General features: G+C 59.3%; 17 protein-coding genes. 15 read left to right on the top strand and 2 right to left on the bottom strand.

Annotated features, from left to right (window positions below; all coding sequences use genetic code 11):
• The first annotated feature begins 26 nt into the window (after positions 1-26).
• On the top strand, positions 27-3,686 hold the full coding sequence (gene metH, locus HMPREF2860_RS02285; RefSeq protein WP_070628553.1) for a methionine synthase: 3,660 nt from the start codon (positions 27-29) through the stop codon (positions 3,684-3,686).
• A 7-nt stretch (positions 3,687-3,693) separates the two neighbouring features.
• Here metH and HMPREF2860_RS02280 read toward each other — a convergent pair whose 3' ends face one another.
• Complete coding sequence (locus HMPREF2860_RS02280; RefSeq protein ID WP_070628552.1) at positions 3,694-4,599, bottom strand: thioesterase family protein; 906 nt, start codon at positions 4,597-4,599, stop codon at positions 3,694-3,696.
• Positions 4,600-4,755: 156 nt separating this feature from the next.
• Between HMPREF2860_RS02280 and HMPREF2860_RS02275 the strand changes: the two genes are divergently transcribed.
• The 5 genes from HMPREF2860_RS02275 (at position 4,756) to HMPREF2860_RS02255 (ending at position 9,702) form a co-directional block, all read left to right on the top strand.
• On the top strand, positions 4,756-5,439 hold the full coding sequence (locus HMPREF2860_RS02275) for an HAD family hydrolase (protein WP_082149794.1): 684 nt from the start codon (positions 4,756-4,758) through the stop codon (positions 5,437-5,439).
• Positions 5,440-5,461: 22 nt separating this feature from the next.
• On the top strand, positions 5,462-5,725 hold the full coding sequence (locus HMPREF2860_RS02270; protein ID WP_005510825.1) for a phosphoribosyl-ATP diphosphatase: 264 nt from the start codon (positions 5,462-5,464) through the stop codon (positions 5,723-5,725).
• 14 nt (positions 5,726-5,739) lie between these two features.
• Entirely contained in the window at positions 5,740-6,585 is an 846-nt protein-coding gene (hisG, locus tag HMPREF2860_RS02265; protein ID WP_070628551.1) for an ATP phosphoribosyltransferase, read from the top strand.
• A 315-nt stretch (positions 6,586-6,900) separates the two neighbouring features.
• The gene (aspA, locus tag HMPREF2860_RS02260; RefSeq protein ID WP_049181037.1) at positions 6,901-8,349 is read left to right on the top strand and encodes an aspartate ammonia-lyase; all 1,449 of its coding nucleotides are present in this window, start codon (positions 6,901-6,903) and stop codon (positions 8,347-8,349) included.
• A gap of 39 nt (positions 8,350-8,388) precedes the next feature.
• Complete coding sequence (locus HMPREF2860_RS02255) at positions 8,389-9,702, top strand: anaerobic C4-dicarboxylate transporter (RefSeq protein ID WP_070628550.1); 1,314 nt, start codon at positions 8,389-8,391, stop codon at positions 9,700-9,702.
• A 193-nt stretch (positions 9,703-9,895) separates the two neighbouring features.
• On the opposite strand, the gene HMPREF2860_RS02250 is transcribed toward HMPREF2860_RS02255, so the two are convergent.
• The gene (locus HMPREF2860_RS02250) at positions 9,896-10,783 is read right to left on the bottom strand and encodes a RecB family exonuclease (protein ID WP_070601429.1); all 888 of its coding nucleotides are present in this window, start codon (positions 10,781-10,783) and stop codon (positions 9,896-9,898) included.
• 106 nt (positions 10,784-10,889) lie between these two features.
• Between HMPREF2860_RS02250 and HMPREF2860_RS02245 the strand changes: the two genes are divergently transcribed.
• The 9 genes from HMPREF2860_RS02245 (at position 10,890) to tatC (ending at position 20,516) form a co-directional block, all read left to right on the top strand.
• Positions 10,890-11,732, top strand: a complete 843-nt coding sequence (locus HMPREF2860_RS02245) for a tRNA (adenine-N1)-methyltransferase (RefSeq protein WP_005510776.1) — start codon at positions 10,890-10,892, stop codon at positions 11,730-11,732.
• Between the two features lie 109 nt (positions 11,733-11,841).
• A complete protein-coding gene (gene arc, locus HMPREF2860_RS02240; RefSeq protein WP_239392971.1) occupies positions 11,842-13,419 on the top strand; it encodes a proteasome ATPase in 1,578 nt (525 codons plus the stop codon).
• Positions 13,412-15,013 (top strand): depupylase/deamidase Dop, encoded by a 1,602-nt coding sequence (gene dop / locus HMPREF2860_RS02235; protein ID WP_210386742.1) that lies wholly within the window; start codon positions 13,412-13,414, stop codon positions 15,011-15,013. The genes arc and dop overlap by 8 nt, the downstream gene beginning before the upstream one ends.
• 60 nt (positions 15,014-15,073) lie before the next feature.
• Positions 15,074-15,268 carry a ubiquitin-like protein Pup gene (locus tag HMPREF2860_RS02230; protein ID WP_005510795.1) on the top strand — a complete coding sequence of 65 codons (195 nt, stop codon included), beginning with the start codon at positions 15,074-15,076 and terminating at the stop codon, positions 15,266-15,268.
• A gap of 3 nt (positions 15,269-15,271) precedes the next feature.
• Positions 15,272-16,762, top strand: a complete 1,491-nt coding sequence (pafA, locus tag HMPREF2860_RS02225) for a Pup--protein ligase (protein ID WP_070628548.1) — start codon at positions 15,272-15,274, stop codon at positions 16,760-16,762.
• Positions 16,763-16,804: 42 nt separating this feature from the next.
• Complete coding sequence (locus HMPREF2860_RS02220) at positions 16,805-17,833, top strand: helix-turn-helix transcriptional regulator (RefSeq protein ID WP_070628547.1); 1,029 nt, start codon at positions 16,805-16,807, stop codon at positions 17,831-17,833.
• A complete protein-coding gene (locus HMPREF2860_RS02215) occupies positions 17,833-18,864 on the top strand; it encodes a helix-turn-helix transcriptional regulator (RefSeq protein WP_070628546.1) in 1,032 nt (343 codons plus the stop codon). The genes HMPREF2860_RS02220 and HMPREF2860_RS02215 overlap by 1 nt, the downstream gene beginning before the upstream one ends.
• A 74-nt stretch (positions 18,865-18,938) precedes the next feature.
• Complete coding sequence (gene tatA, locus HMPREF2860_RS02210) at positions 18,939-19,271, top strand: Sec-independent protein translocase subunit TatA (protein ID WP_070628545.1); 333 nt, start codon at positions 18,939-18,941, stop codon at positions 19,269-19,271.
• 18 nt (positions 19,272-19,289) lie between these two features.
• Complete coding sequence (gene tatC / locus HMPREF2860_RS02205; protein WP_224786553.1) at positions 19,290-20,516, top strand: twin-arginine translocase subunit TatC; 1,227 nt, start codon at positions 19,290-19,292, stop codon at positions 20,514-20,516.
• The last annotated feature ends 5 nt before the right edge of the window (positions 20,517-20,521 follow it).

The raw sequence follows: 20,521 nt of genomic DNA, 5'->3' as shown, positions 1-20,521 counted from the left end.
ATGAAAGTAGACTAAGGTGTCTACTTATGACTGATCGCCACTCTTCCGAGTTCCTCACCGCACTGCACAGCCGTGTACTCATTGGCGACGGCGCCATGGGTACCCAGCTGCAGTCTTTTGACCTCGACGTTGACGCGGACTTCCTCGGCTACGAGGGCTGTAATGAGATTCTCAATGACACTCGTCCCGACATTATCGAGACGATTCATCGACGCTATTTCGAGGCCGGCGCCGACCTGGTCGAAACCAATACCTTCGGCTGTAACTTCCCGAACCTCGCGGATTACGACATCGAAGACCGTATCCAGGAACTAGCGCACAAGGGCACCGCAATCGCCCGCAAGGTCGCTGACGAAATGGGGCCGGGGCGCGAGGGCATGCGACGCTTTGTCCTCGGTTCGCTGGGCCCGGGCACGAAGCTGCCGTCTTTGGGGCACGCTCCGTACGCTCAGCTTCGCGACGCTTACACGGAGGCCGGACTCGGCATGATTTCTGGTGGCGCGGACGCGTTTTTGATTGAAACCTGTCAGGACTTGCTGCAGGTAAAGGCGGCCGTCAACGGTGTCAAGGCCGCTATGCGACAGACTGAGAAGAAGATTCCGATCGTCGTCCACGTGACTGTCGAGACCACGGGCACCATGCTGATGGGCTCGGAGATTGGTGCAGCCTTGGCAGCGCTGCAGCCGCTGGGTATCGACATGATTGGTCTGAACTGTGCAACGGGTCCGGACGAGATGAGCGAGCACCTGCGCTACCTGTCCAACTTCGCCTCGATCCCGGTATCGGTGATGCCGAATGCGGGTCTACCAGTGCTGGGTAAGAACGGTGCGACCTACCCGCTGACCGCCCCAGAGCTGGCCACTGCACTGCGCGGCTTTGTTGAAGAGTTCGGTCTGGCAATGGTCGGTGGCTGCTGTGGTACCACGCCGGAGCATGTTTCCGCTGTTCGCGACGCTATTACCGGTGCTGGCACCTACGCCGAGCAGGGCCCAGCCGTTAAGGCAGAACGCCCATCGACGGATCCGGACGCAAAGCCCATCGATGAGGTCGCTTCTCTGTACTCGGCAACCCCGCTGACGCAGACGACCGGCATCACCATGATTGGTGAGCGCACCAACGCCAACGGCTCCAAGGCTTTCCGCGAGGCCATGCTGGCCGGTGATTGGGAGAAGTGCCTTAACACCGCCCGAGGTCAGGTCACCGATGGCGCACACATGATTGATCTGTGTGTCGACTACGTGGGTCGCGACGGTCGCGATGACATGGCAACCCTGGCATCTCAAATCGCCACCTCGGTGACCTTGCCGGTCATGCTGGACTCTACGGAACCGGAAGTTCTTAAGACTGGCCTGGAGCACCTCGGTGGTCGCTGTGCGGTCAACTCTGTGAACTTTGAAGACGGCGATGGCCCTGAGTCGCGCTACCAGCGTATTATGCGCCAGGTTGTTGAGCACGGTGCTGCCGTGGTCGCTTTGACTATCGACGAAGACGGTCAGGCGCGTACGAAGGATAAGAAGGTTGAGATTGCCGAGCGCCTCATCGCCGACATCACCGGCACGTGGGGACTGCGCGAGCAGGACATTATTGTCGACTGTCTGACTTTCCCGATTTCCACTGGGCAGGAGGAAACTCGCCGCGACGGCATCGAAACCATCGAAGCCATCCGCGAACTTAAGCGTCGCCACCCGAACGTGCACACCACGCTCGGCCTGTCCAACATCTCCTTCGGTCTGAACCCGGCGGCTCGCCAGGTACTCAACTCGGTATTCCTCAACGAGTGCATCGAGGCCGGCTTGGACTCCGCCATTGCCCACAGCTCCAAGATCTTGCCGATGAACAAGATCGACGACAAACAGCGCGAAGTCGCTCTCGATATGGTCTACGACCGCCGTCGTGAAGCGGGACACCCTGACGGGGAGTACGACCCACTGCAGGTCTTCATGGAGCTCTTCGAAGGAGTCTCCGCCGCTGACGCTAAGGACGCCCGGGCCGAGAAGCTCGCCGCCATGCCGCTGTTCGACCGCCTGGCGCAGCGCATCATCGACGGCGAGCGCACAGGTATCGAAGCTGACCTCGATGAGGGCATGAAGGAAAAGGAACCCCTGGCGATCGTCAACGAAGACCTGCTACGAGGTATGCAGACCGTTGGTGACCTGTTCGGTTCCGGTCAGATGCAGCTGCCATTCGTGCTGCAGTCGGCCGAGACGATGAAGGCCGCGGTGAGCTACCTCGAGGGCTTTATGGATGCCGAGGATGCCACGGGCTCCAAGGGCTCGATTGTGCTGGCCACGGTGAAGGGCGATGTCCACGACATCGGCAAGAACCTGGTGGAGATTATTCTCTCCAACAACGGCTACACCGTGCATAACCTGGGCATTAAGCAGCCGATTGCTACGATTTTGTCCGCAGCTAAGGAACTGGATGTCGATGCCATCGGCATGTCCGGTCTGCTGGTGAAGTCCACTGTGGGGATGAAGGACAACCTGCTGGAGATCAACTCCGCCGGTGATGCCGCCCGCTTCCCAGTGCTGCTCGGCGGCGCCGCGCTGACGCGTAGCTACGTGGAAGACGACCTGTCTGAGCTTTACCACGGCGATGTCTACTACGGCAGGGATGCCTTCGAAGGACTGCGCATCATGGATGAGCTGATGGCAGCTAAGAAGGGCCTCGGCCCGGACGAGAATTCGCCTGAGGCCATCGCCGCCCGCGAGAAGAAGGAAGCTCGACGCGCCCGCCGTGAGCGCTCCAAGCGCATCGCCGCGCAGCGCGCCGCCAAGGCTGCTGCTGAAGCCCCCGAGGTGCCGGAGCGTTCCGATGTCGCCGCTGATGTCCCCGTTGCGACACCGCCGTTCTGGGGAACCCGCATCGTCAAGGGCCTGCCCCTCGACGACTACCTGACCACCCTCGACGAACGCGCTCTGTTCATGGGGCAGTGGGGCCTGCGCGGAACCCGCGGCGATGAGGGACCGAGCTACGAGGAACTGGTCGAATCCGATGGTCGTCCACGCCTGCGCGCATGGCTGCAGCGCCTGCGCGCCGAGAACATTCTCCAGCATGCGGCTGTCGTCTATGGCTACTTCCCGGCAGTTTCTGAGGGCGATACCGTCCACGTACTGCCGCTGCCTGCAGAAGGGGAGCAGCCCGACCCCACGGCCGAGCCAGTGGTGTCCTGGACCTTTCCGCGCCAGCAGCGCGGTCGCTTCCTGTGCATTGCTGACTTCATTCGCTCGCGCGAAGATGCCATCGCCGCAGGGCAGACCGACGTCATGCCGTTCCAGCTGGTGACCATGGGACAGCCCATCGCTGACTTCGCCAACGATATTTACGCCAAGAATGAATACCGCGACTACCTGGAGGTCCACGGTATCGGTGTGCAGCTCACCGAGGCGCTGGCCGAGTACTGGCACCAGCGCATTCGCTCCGAGCTCGCGTTCTCCGACGGCACAAGTGTTGGCGCGGAAGACTCCGACGATACCCAGGACTTCTTTGACCTGAAGTACCGTGGCGCTCGTTACTCCTTCGGCTATGGTTCCTGCCCGGATCTGACCTTCCGTCAGGGCATGATTGACCTGCTGCAGCCGGAGCGCATCGGCGTGGAACTCTCTGAAGAGCTCCAGCTGCACCCTGAGCAGTCCACAGATGCGTTCGTGCTCTACCACCCGGAAGCGAAGTACTTCAACGTGTAGCTTCGCGCTATCCCTGCGGTCGCACCAGCAGGGTCTGCATGCTGCGACCAATGGGGCCGTGCACATCGTAGAGCTCGCCCGCAGTCATGCCGATTCCGTCCGGACCAATGGAACCGCGGGCGGCGATGCCAACCCAGCCGCCGTCTTCCGGCTGCGACTCCGATTCCGCCGACTGCTCCGACGGGCCAGGCTGGGGGAGTCTGTGCAGGTGAACCACTAAGTCGGTATTCATAAACGCCCACTGATGCGGGCTCAGCGTGGCTCCGACACCGTTGGCGGTATCAGCTACCTGCATGACTCGTTCCACCGCAGTCGGCTCCTCCCCGAGCACGATTGGGTATGTCGCGCGAACCCAGTGAATCTGCGTCTCGGCCAGCTCTTCCGTCGCACCTGCGCGGGCTTCAATCGAATCGATGTATCCGCCACTCCAGTCGTCGGTAAGCGGAATGTACTCGGCGCTGCATTCCTCAGGCCCGGGCACCTGCTTGTCGAATGCACGCTCAATATCCCGCGTATCCGCAGTGGCCATCATCCACGCGGACGCGGTGGCAACGGGCCGCCAGGCACCCTTGACGTCGGCAAGCAATTCGGCTTCGACCTTGGCGATCTGCCGCCCCGGGCGCGAGACCCATGACCGCGCGCGGAGCTCCGTGTACGGTACAGCCGACAACAGATCCACGGCGATGCGAGTAATACGCATTCCCTCGCTTTCCAGGCGCCTGCGCTCCAACATGCGTGTCAGCAGCGCCGACGGTGGCGCACCGTGCTGAAACGGCCCCCACGCCCCGTAAGTGAAGCTGGTGGGCATGAAGCGCTCGTAGCTGAGCTCGCCTTCGGTGACCGCGCCGAGCGGAATAAAGTACGCCTCGGGCTGGTCGATTGCCTGGGCGAGTGAATCTTCAGTGGTTGTCATAGCGAGTCGATGCCTTTCATTCGCGCGGGGACACGTTCATGCGGTGGTTGCATGCAGCACCGCGACATACTTTCCTTTCTAAAACTCTAAACCCAAATCCGGCGGCTTTGCTGACATAATCGCTAAATGCTTGTTTGCCTGGCATAGTCGCATGGTGTGAAAGCAATTTTGTGGGACATGGACGGCAGCCTCATCAACACGGAACCCCTGTGGGAGATTGCCACGTACGACCTCTCGGAATTCGTAGGCCGTCGCCTGACTCCGGAGTTGCGCATGCAGTGCGTCGGCAACACTCTCTGGGACACGCTGTCGATTTGCGCTGATCATGCGGGACGCACGCTTGACGACGCGCTGTTTTCCTCGGGCTCCCAATTCGTCGAAAACCGCTTCACAGAATTGGTTCTAGAACATGGGGTGGAGTGGCGCCCGGGTGTGCCGGAGATTTTGGACCAGGCCCGAGCTGCTGACATTCCGGTGGTGTTGGTGACCAATACTCGCCGACACGTGGCGCAACCCTGCATTGATGTCATGGGGGAGCAGCACTTCGCGGCAACAGTGTGTAGCGATGAGGTGGCCAACGGCAAGCCGGCGCCGGATCCGTACTTGCGTGGCGCAGAGCTCGTCGGATTTGCGCCAGAGGACTGCCTGGCTATCGAAGACTCCTCAACCGGGGTGCGCTCTGCACTCGCTGCGGGATGCACGGTGGTGTGGAATCCAATGCCGGATGTGAGCGTTTCGCAAGCTGATGTGGAGACGCTAGTACCCCCGGCGCGCTTCATTTCGGGCAATTTGGATACCTCGAATTTGGGCTTATTGCGGGCTGCTTTCGCGGGCGAGTAGACGACATGGAACAATAGACCAGGTGAAGAACTTTGATGACCTGTTTGCAGAGCTGAAGGAAAAAGCACAGTCGCGCCCCGAGGGATCGGGCACAGTCAAGGCGCTAGACGCTGGTGTGCATTTCCAGGGCAAGAAAATTGTCGAAGAGGCCGGTGAGGTCTGGCTTGCAGCTGAGCACGAATCTGACGAAGCCCTCGCAGAGGAGATTTCGCAGCTGTTGTACTGGCTGCAGGTGGTCATGGTCGGTCGCGGGCTGAGCCCCGAGGATGTTTACAAGTACCTGTAGGAGAAATCAACACCATGCTGCGTATTGCCGTGCCCAACAAGGGATCGCTGTCCGAGGCGGCAGTCGAAATCCTGAAGGAAGCTGGTTACCCGGGGCGAGGCGACTCCAAGAGCCTGACCATCCACGACGAAGCCAACGACATTGAGTTTTTCTTCCTTCGCCCGAAGGACATTCCCATCTATGTTGGCAACGGTCATCTGGATTTGGGCATCACCGGTCGCGACCTGGCCGCTGACTCGCTGGCTCCGGTCGATGAAGTTCTGAATCTGGGCTTCGGCGCCTCGACTTTCCGCTACGCCGCCCCAGCCGATGAGGAGTGGACCGTAGAAGCTCTGGAGGGCAAGCGCATTGCCACCTCGTACCCGAATCTGGTGCGCGAAGACCTGAAGGCTCGCGGCATCAACGCCACCGTCATTCGCCTTGATGGTGCAGTGGAGATTTCCATCCGCTTGGGAGTTGCCGACGTTATCGCCGACGTTGTCTCCACCGGCCGCACCCTGCGTAAGCAGGGGTTGAAACCATTCGGCGATGTTTTGGTCAGCTCTGAGGCAGTTGTTGTCGGACGCAAGGGTGTGGAGGTCACCGAGAAGCAGCAGGTGTTCCTGCGTCGTATGACCGGCATTCTGCATGCCAAGACGTATTTGATGATTGACTACAACATCCGTGCGTCTGCGCTGGAAGAGGCATCCAAGCTCACCCCGGGCCTGTCTGGCCCGACCGTGTCGCCGCTGGCTAACGAGGATTGGGTAGCAGTTCGCGCGCTAGTCCCGAAGGCAGAGGCCAACCCGCTCATGGATGCCCTGGCGAAGATTGGTGCCGAGGCAATCTTGGCCTCGAATATCCGCATCGCGCGTATCTAGTGGAAGCTTGACCTGCTCGAGGGGTGAGGGGGGACCAACCATCTCGAGCGGGGACGCCACCTCGAGCGGGGGGCACCATCTCACGCCGGGAGCTGTCCACTGCATTTTCACATCCACCTACGTCGACGTAGGTAGTAGGCTTAGCACTAAGCGTGCGCACGGCGTTAGCCGTACTGACATAGTCCCCTTATGCCGGAAAAGCGGCAGCTGCGCCAGCGCTGTAGTTTTGACGGTGTAACCAAGCAGCACCACGAATTGTGGTTCACACGAATTGTGGTTCATAAGACTGCGCCTACGAGAAGGGATTATGTCCATATGTCCGCAACGCGTACTGAGGTCGACTTGCTTGGGTCGATGGAGGTTCCGGCAGAGGCTTACTACGGCATCCACACCCTGCGCGCAATCGACAACTACCAAATCTCAGGCAAGACCATCAACGATGTGCCCGAATTCATTCGTGGCATGGTGATGGTGAAGAAGGCCACGGCCATTGCCAACCAGCGCGTCCACACGCTGCCCAGCGATGTTGCAGACATCATCGTCGCCGCATGTGATGAAATCCTGGAAAAGGGACGCTGCATGGATCAGTTTCCAATCGATGTCTTCCAGGGTGGAGCTGGCACCAGTCTCAACATGAACACCAACGAGGTCATCGCTAACCTCGCTCTGGAACTGCTCGGTCTGGAAAAGGGCCGATACGACGTCATTCATCCCAACGATGATGTCAACCAGTGCCAGTCAACCAACGACGCCTACCCAACGGGTTTCCGTCTTGCTATCCACATGTCGCTGCTGAGCCTGCAGAAGCACTTCGATTCCCTGGTTGAGGCCCTACATGCTAAGGGTGATGAATTCAACGACATCATCACAATGGGCCGCACGCAGCTGCAGGACGCCGTTCCCATGACCCTGGGACAGGTTTTCCACGCATTTGCCCACAACCTTGAGGAAGAGCAGGAGTCCATCGCAACTGCGTCGGCACGCCTGCTGCAAATCAACCTGGGAGCAACCGCTATCGGTACCGGTGTGAATGCGCCGGCGGGCTACCGCGAGGCCGTGACCCAGGCGCTGCGTGAGGTCAGTGGCTTCAAGGTGACCTCTGCGAAGGACCTAATTGAAGCCACCAGCGATACCGGCGCCTACGTCAGCGTGCATGCATGCCTGAAGCGCGCAGCCATGAAGATTTCCAAGATGTGCAACGACCTGCGCCTCCTGGCATCGGGTCCCCGAGCCGGACTGAATGAAATCAACCTGCCGGAGCGCGCTGCTGGCTCCTCGATTATGCCGGCAAAGGTCAACCCGGTAATTCCGGAGGTCGCGAACCAGGCCTGCTTCAAGGTCTTCGGCAACGACGTGACCCTCACCTGGGCAGCCGAGGCCGGTCAGTTGCAGCTAAACGTGATGGAGCCTGTCATCGGCGCATGTCTCTTCGAGTCGATTGAACTACTGCGCAGCGCCACCGACACTTTGCGCGACAAATGCATTACCGGCATCACCGCTAACCCGGAAGTGTGCCGCGGCTATGTGGAAAACTCCATCGGTATCGTGACCTACCTGAATCCGGTCATTGGCCATCACGAGGGCGATATGGTCGGCAAGGAAGCCGCTCGCACCGGCCGCTCCGTCCGCGACATTGTCCTTGAACGTGGGCTGATGGACGAGAAGGAGCTCAACCACGTCCTGAGCACCGAGAACCTCATGCACCCGGAATATCGAGGTAAGCGCTACGTGGCAGGGGAGTCTCGCCTCGACGATTTGTCCTAAGCGGCAACAAGCCTAACGAGTGACTTTTCGCAGATACACATGTTAGTTGCCGTCCAAATCTTTATCGTTCTAGCAGCGATCCTCCTTGGAGCGCGTCTAGGTTCAATTGCTATCGGATTCGCCGGTGGGCTGGGCGTTTTGGCGCTCGGCATCACCGGAGTCCCGGTCACCAAAGACGACATTCCGTTCGATGTCATCGGCATCATTATGTCGGTAATCGCGGCAATTGCCGCTATGCAGAGGGCCGGAGGCATGGACTATCTCGTCCACATTGCCGAACGGTTGTTGCGCAAAAACCCGCGACACATCACCTACTGGGCCCCGGTTGTCACCTACCTGATGACTCTACTCGCCGGCACCGGCCACACCGCATTTTCCACCCTCCCAGTTATCGCCGAAGTATCCAAGGAAGGAGGCGTTCGCCCGTCCCGCCCGCTGTCCGTGGCGGTCATCGCATCTCAGTTGGCGATTACGGCATCACCCATTTCAGCGGCTGTAGTGCTCATGGCTTCGCTCATGGAACCCCGCGGCGTTGGTTATCTCACACTCCTGGCGATTCTCATTCCTTCGACGTTCCTCGCCATCCTTCCGACCGCCTTTGTCACGAATCACCTAGGCAAAGAGCTTGACGACGATACGGAGTATCAAAGCCGCTTGGAAAAGGGGTTGGTCTCTAAGCCACGTGGCCAGATGAGTGAATACATACCAACCAAGTCGGCCAAGTGGTCGGTGGCGATTTTCCTTCTCTCGATTCTCGCAGTGATGGTCTACGCGACCATCAGCACTGAGCAGGTCGGTCTCATCGCTGATCCCACGCTTCCACGAAACGAGGCGATCATGTCGATCATGTTGACCGCCGCTACCGTTATCGTGCTTGCCTGCAAGCTGGACGCGGCAACGATTTTGAACACCCCAGTGTTTAAATCGGGCATGTCCGCCAGCGTCTGCGTTCTCGGTGTGGCGTGGCTGGGAACCACAATTATCAACCACTACATCGACGACATTAAGACCGCGTCCGGCAGCCTACTGACCACGATGCCGTGGATGCTGGCAATCGTGCTCTTCTTCGCGGCCGCTTTGCTCTACTCGCAGGCGGCCACTGCAAAGGCCATCATGCCCGCTGCGCTCGCGGTGGGAGTTTCTCCCATCACAGCCGTTGCTTCCTTCGCAGCGACTTCCGCGCTATTCGTGCTGCCTACTTACCCGACGCTCCTTGCCGCGGTGGAGATGGACGACACCGGCACCACCCGAATTGGCAAATACGTGTTTAACCACTCGTTTATCATCCCGGGCACCTTATGTATTGCCCTGGCCGTCGCGTTTGGTTTCGCTTTCGGCAGCGTGCTGTTGTAGTGGGGGTCTACCTAAAACACCGCGTAGAGAAACTGACTAGGTTTATGACAAAAACCGAACAGTTAATTCCATTCACCCGTTATAAACCTAGTCAGTAACTCTTACTGGCGCCGTTCCCGCCGACGGCGGCACCCGCGAAAGCTAACATCCCTCGAGAGCCACCGCCATCGAGAGCCACCGCCATCCGCAACTGTTACTCAGCACCACCATCACCGACGGCGCCTGGCCAGCCGGGGTACTCCGGCGTGACCCCGCCGTAGGCAGGGCACATCTCCTGGAAAGAACACCACCCGCAGAGTTTGGACTTCTTCGGCACAAAGTCACCGTTTTCACCGTCGCGCACGATCGCCGACCACAAGTCGGCAATCTCCGCTTGGAAAGCCTCTAATTCTGTCGCGTTGGGGCTCAGCACCAGGTCATCGGCAACCTTCAGGTACATCAACCGCAGCTGTTCCGGAATATGACCGGTGAGTCGCCACCACACCAGCGCATAAAAACGCATCTGGAAAAGAGCTTCATCCTGGAAGCGAGGAGAAGGCTTCTTGCCCGTCTTGTAGTCGACAATGCGGACCTCACCAGTCGGGGCGATATCGACGCGGTCGATAAAACCACGAAGTGGCACCGACAACGGCACGGTCTGATCCGCATCCGGATCAATAACCAGCTGAACGAACTTTTCCATCTCGGCCGCATCGAACCCCATGGGATTTTCCATCATGAAGTAGCCCTTGAGCAGGCCGCGGCATTCGACAAGGAAGTCGTAGTAATCACTCTCCGGAACTAGCTCAATCAGTTCCTCGTCCTTTGCACGCATGTCCTCCCAGGTCGGCTTCAGGCGCTTCACCGCCGCTGGGTAAGTGCGTTCTTCACGGGGCCAGGCATGCATCTGTTCGAGCACAGCATGTACCAATGTGCCCTTGACCTGCGCGACGGTCGACGGCTCCGGAATCTTGTCAATCGCACGGAACCGGTACTTCAACGGGCACTGGCGGTAGTCATTAGCTCTCGACGGCGACAGCGCCAACTTAGAGCGGCGGGAAGGCTGAACTGCTGACTTAGAACTTTGGGCATTGTCGGGCATACTAGCCAGGTTAGAGTACTGCCCGGATTTGGCTGCACCCGACACATCCCGCCACGACCAAAACAAAACCAGACCCAACCAAACCCCAAAAGGAGCCCACACACCTATGGCATTAAGCGGACCATTCCAGGTCGGCGACCGAGTCCAGCTGACTGACTCGAAGAATCGCCACTTCACCGTCATCCTCGAGGAGGGTGGCAAGTTCTTCACCCACCGCGGCACCATCCTCCATGACGACCTCATCGGCGCCAAGGAAGGCACCACCGTCACCTCCGGCGAAGGCACGGTCTACCTGGCCATGCGTCACTTGCTGGTCGATTACGTCCTGTCCATGCCGCGCGGCGCTGCGGTGATTTACCCGAAGGATGCCGCACAGATTATCGTCGAGGGCGACATCTTCCCAGGTGCGCGGGTGTTGGAGGCCGGCGCTGGCTCCGGCGCACTCAGCCTCAACCTGCTCCGCGCCATCGGCGCTGACGGGCAGCTTATTTCCTACGAGGTCCGCGAGGACCACATCGAGCACGCCGAACGCAACGTTGTCGACTTCATGGGCCACAAGCCCGACAACTGGGACTTGCGCCTCGGCGATCTCAACGAAGCCTCCGTCGAGTCGCTCGGCGGTCCGGTCGACCGAGTCATTCTGGACATGCTCGCTCCGTGGGAATGCCTGGACACCGTTTCGAAGGTGCTCCAGCCTGGCGGCGTGCTCATGGTCTATGTCGCCACCGTTCCACAGCTAATGAAGGTCATGGAAGGCATCCGCGCGCAGAAGTGCTTCACCGAACCACGCGCCTGGGAATCCCTGGTCCGCGACTGGAATGTTCAGGATCTCTCCGTCCGCCCGGCGCACCGTATGCAAGCGCATACCGCGTTCCTGGTGTGGGCACGCAGGCTTGCCGACGGCACGGTGCCTCCGCGTCCACAGCGACGAAATCAAAAGAAGCTGTAAGACCGCCGCTTCGCGCTGGGAGGTGTAGCCGTCGTAAAGCGTGATACGACACACGGTCTAAATCGACCAAGCAACAACGACATCTGGCCCTATGGGTAATCTGGGGTACATGACAACGCCGTCTGACAAAATCCGTGATCTTGAGCAGAAGAACTACAACCTCGGCATTCGAAATAATCGCCTGGTTGAGCTGTTGCGGGACTCCCGTAACAAGCTAGAGCTACTGCGCCAAGACATGGAGGACATGCTGGAGCCGCCTAGCACGTACGGTATTTTCCTTAAGCCGGGACCGGAGAAGAGCACCGCAGAGGTGTTTACCGGAAACCGCCGGATGCGACTGAGGGTGCAGCCGGAGATTAACGAGCGGGCGCTTCGGCCGGGCGCGCAGGTGCGCCTGAATGAGGGCTCGATAATCGTGGAGGACTGCGGTTATCCGGAAAGCGGCGATATCGCCAATGTTCGTGAGGTGCTGCCGGATCGGGAGCGCATTTTGGCCTCGGATACTCACGGTGAGGAATTCGTGGTGTCCCTGGCTGGGGACTTGTCGCCGAAGCCGGGGGACTCGGTGATGATTGACCGCAAGTCGGGCTATGCATTTGAGGTCATTCCGAAGTCCGAGGTGGAAAACCTGGTACTGGAAGAGGTACCGGATGTCACCTACACGGATATCGGTGGTCTGGATAGTCAGATTGAGCAGATTCACGACGCCGTGGAGATGCCGTTCCTGCAGCCCGAACTGTTTGAGCAGTACAACCTGCGTCCGCCGAAGGGCGTGCTGCTCTACGGTCCTCCCGGCAACGGTAAGACGTTGATCGCCAAGGCTGTGGCTAATTCGCTGGCACGCAAGATTGCGCTGTCCCGAGGCAAGACCGAGGCAGAGGCGCAGCGAGCGCAGTCGTACTTCTTGAATGTCAAGGGCCCGGAGCTGCTCAATAAGTTCGTGGGCGAGACGGAGCGTCAGATTCGCCTGATTTTCGACCGCGCTCGCGACATTGCCGAAGATGGCAAGCCGGTTATTGTCTTCTTCGATGAGATGGACTCGATTTTCCGCACTCGTGGTTCGGGTATCTCCTCGGATATGGAAAACACTGTGGTTCCGCAGCTGCTCAGTGAACTTGACGGTGTAGAGGGACTGGAAAACGTCATCGTGATTGGTGCCACCAACCGCGAGGAAATGATCGACCCGGCAATTCTGCGCCCGGGACGCCTGGATGTGAAGATTCGCATTGAGCGCCCGAATGAGGCAGCGGCGAAGGATATCTTCCGCAAGTACTTGACCCCGGAGCTGCCGTACAACGCGGCCGAGGTAGAAGCGCGCGGTGGGGTGGAGCAAAATGTCGCACACCTCATTGCCCAGGTTGTTGAGCGAATGTACGCCAAGACGGAAGAAAATGAGTATGTGCGGATCCGCTATGCAGATGGCACCAGCGAGGTCATGTACTACCGCGATTTCAACTCCGGCGCGATGATTTCCAACATCGTCGACCGTGCGAAGAAGTCCGCCATCAAGTCGGTTATCGCTGGCGGCGAGGCTGGTATTAGCTTGGATCACCTGCTGTCCGCAGTGGCGGAGGAGTTCGCGCAGAACGAGGACCTGCCGAACACCTCGAACCCGGATGAGTGGGCTCGTATCTCCGGTCGTCCCGCGGCGCGCGTTGCCTCGGTCGAGGTGATTCGCCATGGCTAATTCCGCTGCGAAGTCTGCTACTAACTCTGCTGCAAACCCAGCACAGCCGAGCCGCTTCTTCGGCACTGAAATTGAGTACGGCATTTCCAGCCCGGACAACCCGGATGTCAGCCCAATTCTCACCTCCACGCAGGCCGTGCTGGCTTTCGCGCACGAGCAGGAGGAGGGCCTATCGGGGCGCATCCGCTGGGACTACGCACCGGAGTCGCCATTGCGCGACAGCCGTGGCTTTGACCTGCGCCGCTACCACCAGCCACCGATTGTGGATCCAAACGCCGTTGGCGCTGCAAACCTGCTGGTACAGAATGGTGCCCGTTTCTACGTCGACCACGCACACCCGGAATACTCCTCACCGGAGACGGCAACTGCCCGCGAAGCGGTCATCGCCGACCGTGCAGGTGACAAGATTATGCTGCGGGCAGCTCAGCTTGCCGCAGAAGCCACCGATGCCGAAGGCAACCCCGGCCCGGTGCTCAAGCTCTACCGCAACAATGTCGATGGCAAGGGTGCCTCGTATGGCGCCCACGAGAACTACCTTTTCTCCCGGGAAACCGAGTTCGATGACATTGTCGCCGGTCTGACACCGTTCTTCGTCACCCGCCAGGTGTTTACGGGCGCTGGTCGCGTCGGTCTGGGCCAGATAGGGCAGGAGTCGGGTTTCCAGATTTCGCAGCGCGCGGACTACATCGAGACTGAAGTCTCGCTGGAGACCACGTTGAACCGCGGCATCATCAACACCCGCGATGAACCACACGCCGACTCCGATTGCTTCCGCCGCCTGCACGTCATCATCGGTGATGCCAACATGAGTGAGGTCGCCACCTTCCTCAAGCTGGGCACCACAGGTTTGGTCATTGATGCCATCGAGGACGGTGTGCGTTTCGACGATCTGCAGCTCCGCAACCCCGTCGAGGCGGTCCATAAGGTCTCCCGAGACCTGACCTGCACCGAGAAGCTGCAGCTGGCGGACCATGTCACCTGGATGTCCGCGGTCGAAATGCAGTACGAGTACCTGCGTCGCGTGGCGAGCTACGACCAGCAAGGCGACGTCGTCAAGCTCTGGCGTGAAGTGCTCGACGTGCTTGCCGACGACCCCCGCAAGGCAGCCCATCTGCTGGATTGGGTGGCGAAATACAACCTCATGGAGGGCTTGCGTACCCGCCTGGGCGCGGGCTGGGATCACCCAAAGTTGGCGTTGATTGATATTCAGTACTCGGATATTGACCCTGCTCGTGGGCTGTACCATGCGCTGGTGCGCCGCGGTTCGATGCGCACGCTCGTGACCGAGGAAGAAGTCGACCGCGCGGTTGAATACGCACCGGAATCTACGCGTGCGTATGTGCGCGGTGGCATTCTGCGCCGCTTTGGCAAGGATGTCGTCGCGGGCAGTTGGACCAGCTTAGTGGTGGACACTTCGGGGGTGTATCGGCGCACTCGTGACGTGGAGTCGCCTGGAATTACGCTGGCCTACATTACGCTGGATGAAGTTGACCGTTTCACTGCCGCTGATTGCGGTGAGGTGTTGGAGTCGGCAGAGACAGTGGCCGAGGTGGTCGAGCATCTGCGTACGCTCGGAGCTGTCCGCGAACAATAGACACGCATAGTGCGGTAATAGGCAGTAATACTCAAAAGTTCATTTTTAAGGAGCAATATCATGGCTGGTAACACTCAGGTTTTCGGCGGCGGTTCCGGCGGAGGCGACGAGGAAGAGTTCGGCGAGGTCGCTGGCGGCGGTCAGGCACAGGAGCACGTTGCAGCTGCTGACGACCTGTTGGATGAAATTGATGGTCTGCTGGAGAACAACGCCGAGGAGTTCGTGCGTTCGTACGTCCAGAAGGGCGGCCAGTAAGAAGTGACTGACCAGCAGGTACCAGCACAGGCGTTGACCCGACGCATCACCGGCATTGAGACCGAGTTCGGCATCACTCTGACGTTGGATGGCTCGCGTCGCCTGGGGCCGGATGAGATTGCCCGCTACATGTTCCGACCGGTGATCGCCAAGTACGGGGCAACCAACATTTTCACCCCCAATGCTGGTCGTATGTACCTCGATGTCGGAAGCCACCCGGAGTACGCCACCGCTGAGTGCGATTCTGTCTCGCAGCTGGTCGCGTATGACCGCTCGGGCGAGGTCATCTTGAACGAGCTCGCCGAAAGGGCTGAAGCAGAGCTTGCTGACGAGGGCATCGGTGGCAAGGTCTACCTGCTGAAGAACAACGTTGATACCGTCGGTAACTCCTACGGTTGTCACGAAAACTACCTGGTTGGACGTGAACTGGGGCTGAAGTCCCTGTCCAAGCTGCTGCTACCTTTCTTGGTTACGCGACAGCTCATTTGCGGGGCGGGGAAGATTTTCCTGCCGTACCCAACCTCGCCGTATCACAACGATCCGATTCAGTACTGCTTCTCGCAGCGGGCGGATCATGTGTGGGAGGGTGTCTCCAGTGCAACGACGCGCTCCCGACCGATTATTAACACTCGCGATGAGCCACACGCGGACTCCAACCGATTCCGCCGCTTGCACGTCATCGTGGGCGACTCCAACATGAGTGAGACGACGACCGCACTCAAGATTGGCTCCACTCAGTTGGTCCTGGAGATGATTGAAGCTGGCGTGAAGTTGCCGGACTTCGAGGTCGCCAACGAAATCAAGTCCATCCGCGCGGTGAGCCGCGATATGACGGGCAAGGCCGAGATTCCACTGCGCAGTGGCGAAACTGCCACCGCGCTGCAGATTCAGTGCGAGTTCCTGGACGCTGCGGCGCAGTGGCTGAAGGTTCGCGAAGAAAACATGGTCAACGAGGACAAGGGCATTGCCGGTGCCGGCACGTCCAACGAGGAAATGGGCCGCATTGTCGAGCTGTGGGGTCGCGCACTGGATGCCGTGGAAACCGGTGACTGGTCTCTCATTGAGCACGACATTGACTGGGCCATTAAGTACTCGCTAATGAAGCGCTACTTGGACCGCGGTCTGACTCTGGAGGACCCCAAACTTCATCAGATCGACTTGGCCTACCACGACATCCGTCCCGGCCGCGGCATCTTCCGCGCGCTGGAAGCCCGTGGTATTGCCTCGCGGTGGATTACCGATGAGCAGGTCGCTGAGGCGGTCCGCACCGCACCGCCAACTACTCGTGCGAAGCTGCGCGGTGATTTCCTCGTTGCAGCTGAAGAATCCAGTTTGAAGACCGTCGTGGACTGGACACACCTGAAGATCTCCGGCGACGATTCCATTTCCACTATGCTCAGCGACCCCTTTGCCACGGAAAACGATGAGGTCAGCGAGATGATTGAGATTCTGACGGCCGCGAAGAAGACCTCGGATACGCAGCCGGAAAACTAGTTCCGTCCCAGGAAACCGCCCAGGAAAAGGAGCCCCACAGTCGTGTCTGTCCCACCTGTATCGGAAAACCCCGGAACCGCCGCGATTAGTGAGAACCAACGCCAGGTTCAGCTGCTGTTGGCGCTTGCCGACGACACCGGGTGGGTCAGCGAGTCGTGGATCTCCAAACATGTCGAGGGTTACGCTCGTGTTTCCGAGGATTCTCGGGCTCGATACCTACGTGCGGACACCGCTGCACTCCTGACCGCCGGGGTCCCGGTGGAGGTTTCGTCGTCAAGCACTGGCGATAAGGTCAAACGCCTGCGCCTGAACAGGCTGCGGTGGCCCCAGCACGACCCCGAGTTCACTGAAGCGGAGGCTTCGGTGGTGTTCCAGGCCGCGAATGCCGCGTTTGGTTCGGAGGAACTGAGTTCGACGGCTGTGGCGGCGTGGCGGAAGCTCGCGTCATTTGCGCAGCGCAGCGCCATTGCGAAGCCGGATGAGTCGGTGGTGGTAGCCGATGCGGTGGATATGAGTAGGGCGGATTTCAGCACGCTACTGACCGCAATGACTTCGCAGCGGCGGACAGTGGAGATGTGGTACTCCCGCCAGTACGGCGTGGATGATGAACTGCGCACGCTGGAGCCTTGGGGTTTGATTAACCTGCGCGGACGCTTCTATGTGCTGGGTTTTGATCCGCAGCGTGAGGCGGCGCGTATGTTCCGGCTCAGCCGTATCCGCGATGTGTCGGATACGGGAACGTCGGCGACGCAGCCAATGCCCGATGGTGACTTGCAACAGATTGCGGAAGAGATGTTGCACCGCGGTGGGAAGACGTATCAGGCGGTCGTTCGTATTACCCCGAATACCTGCGCTGATGTCGTAATGAAAGCAACAGCGCTGGGGGAGGGCCGCTACGAGCTGCCAGCGGCACCTGTGAGCGAGATTGTGTCCACAGGTTTGAGTTACGCACCGGATTTGATTGTGGAATCACCTAAAGAGGCACGGTCGGAAATTATTGCTCGGTTGGAGCAGGTACTCGCTCGCCATAGCGGATTGAATGGTACGAAGAACACTCTGGAGGGCAACTAATGACAGTGCATGCAGCCCGAGAACTAGACGCGACTGTCAGCGTCGACGAGTTGTTGGCGGTCGTACCGTATTTTTCCCAGCACCGTTCAATGACAGAGGCCGCAACCGAGCTGGCCATCCCTTTTGCCCGAATTCGGGCAATCGTGGAGCAGATTGCCGATATTGACCAGCCGGGACTCCTCGGAGTGCGGGCTTTTGAAGTTGATTACCGCAACAGCTTTGACGTCCGTATTCGCCCTCATGCAACGGTGCTCAGCCACCCGCGTGCGCTCACAGCCGAAGAGACCGCGACCTTGCTGCTCATCTTGGAAACCATCGAGGACTCCGCAGCCGCCACCTCTTCCGAGGCCGCGCAGACGGCCGCGACAAAGCTCCGCAGTGCCCTGGGAACGAACGTTCCCATCATCGATTCGACCGCCGCAGAGGATGGCAAGGCCTTTGCCTTTGCAGAGCAGATTTACTCCGCGCTGCATCAGCGCAAAGTGCTGAAGGTGCGTTACCGGAATGCCTCAGGGCAGGTTTCAGTCCGTGAACTTGACTGTGTCAACGTTTATACAGTTGAGTCCACAACATACCTCCGCGCCGTCGACCGGGCGCAGGAAGACAGCCATCAGAAGAGTTTCCGTGTCGACCGCCTGGAGACCGCCGAGGTCCTCGACATTCCCGCCGCTTTCCACCGCCCAGAGCCCGTCGATATCCGTGATCCGCACGCCTTTGGTGCGGAAACGGGGACGTCCGAATGGGCGAGTGTGCTTATCGACGCCGATGCTACGTGGATCGCAGACTATGAACCGGTCTTCTTCACCGAAGATGAGGGAGAAGAAGAGGATACCGAACCGGTCTCTGACCAAGGCTTAGGGCAGTCGAAATTTGCCGCTGACGTGCCCATGTCCGACCTGGCAGCAACAGTCTCCTTTGTTCTCCGCCGTTCACCGAGCGTAAAAGTCACTGAGCCCCTAAAATTGAAAAACGCCGTTGTTGCGCGAGCTTCCGAAGCTTTGGCAGAGTATGGTCGAAACGACAAAGCTTAAACTAGAGCTTCTATCGCGCACAATGTGGCAACTTGCCACTTGTATTTGTATTCATTTGAAAGGTCTCTAAGCGGATGCCGAACCTAGGTCCCTGGGAAATCATCATTATCCTGGTTGTTCTTGTTTTGCTCTTTGGCGCAAAGAAGCTGCCGGATGCCGCTCGTTCGCTCGGACGCTCCATGCGTATCTTCAAGTCCGAAGTCAAGGAAATGCGCAACGATGACGAGCAGCAAGAGCAGGCTGCAATCCAGCAGGCTCCGCAGGCCCAGCCGCAGCAGCCGTACCAGCAGCCGGCGCCCCAGGCTCAGCCGCAGCAGCCGTACCAGCAGCCGGCGCCCCAGGCTCAGCCGCAGCAGCCGTACCAGCCGCAGCCTGGCCAGAACAACCCTGGCCAGCCGCAGCAGTAGTAGAAGGCCGGTTGAAGCGTGACTTCAGCTACATCCACATCACGTCCTCGGAAGCGCCAACGTAAGCGCAATCCCGAGGGCGTGATGACTATTGTCGAGCACATTCAAGAGCTCCGGCGTCGTCTCGTTCTCTCTCTTGCTGGTATCGCCGTTGGCACTGTTGTGGGCTTCATCTGGTACCAGACCGCCTTTACAATTGGCCAGTTCCGCATACCGTTTACCTCGACCGATGTCGGTCCGCTGCACTTTAAGTCCCTGGGTGAATTGCTCAAGGATCCATACTGTCAGCTTCCACCCGAGATGCGTCTCGGCGGCGGCGAGGGTGCGGAGTGTCGTCTGCTGGCGACCAGTCCGTTCGAAATGTTCATGCTGCGACTAAAGGTCGGCGCGTTGGCCGGTCTGGTGATGTCGTCGCCATGGTGGCTCTACCAAATTTGGGCCTACATCACCCCTGGCTTGGTTCGGAAGGAACGCCGCACTACCCGCCGAGTTGTGACTGCCGCAGCACTGCTGTTTGTCATGGGTTCCGTCCTGGCTTACTTCGTTGTCGCCTTCGGTTTGGAGTTCTTGCTTCAGATTGGTGAAGAAACGCAGATTTCCGCACTCACCGGTTCGCAGTACTTCGGTTTCGTCCTCGCACTAATTCTGGTTTTCGGAGTCAGCTTCGAAGTTCCGCTCTTCGTGGTGATGTTGAACATGGCGGGCGTCATTACCTACGAGGGCATCAAGGACAAACGCAGCATTATCATCATGTCGCTGTTTGTCTTTGCGGCTTTCATGACACCAGGTCAAGAACCAATATCTATGGTCGCAATGGCGACGGCGCTGACATTGCTAGTGGAAATCGCAATCCAGATTTGTCGTCTCCATGACCGTCGTAAAGCAAATGAGCGACCGGAGTGGCTGGATCTGGATGACGAACAAGGCTCCGGACCAATCACGGCCTCCGGTCCAATTGGCTCTGCTGGCGGTATCGGCGACGTGGGCGGCATCGACGCCCCGACTTCAGTAAGCACGCCGACGTCGATTCAGCCGGGCGGCATGCCGACGGCATCAGCAGCTCCGACGACCTCCCCGATTTCTGGCCCGACGTCAGTTAACCCGCCGGCGCCGACTCAGGCATCCCAGATGCGCCCGACTCGCAATTCACGCCCACCGCGGCCACACGGAATGATTCCGGAGACTCCGATGCCGACGCAGGACTTGCGAAATCGTCCGACGAGTGACTTTGATGATGTTCTCTAGCGTGG

It is taken from the genome of Corynebacterium sp. HMSC064E10 (assembly GCF_001812505.1).
In the GTDB taxonomy this organism is placed as follows: Bacteria; Actinomycetota; Actinomycetes; order Mycobacteriales; family Mycobacteriaceae; genus Corynebacterium; species Corynebacterium amycolatum.
The sequence above is the reverse complement of the archived record's forward strand: the minus strand, read 5'-3'. Positions and strand labels throughout refer to the sequence as shown.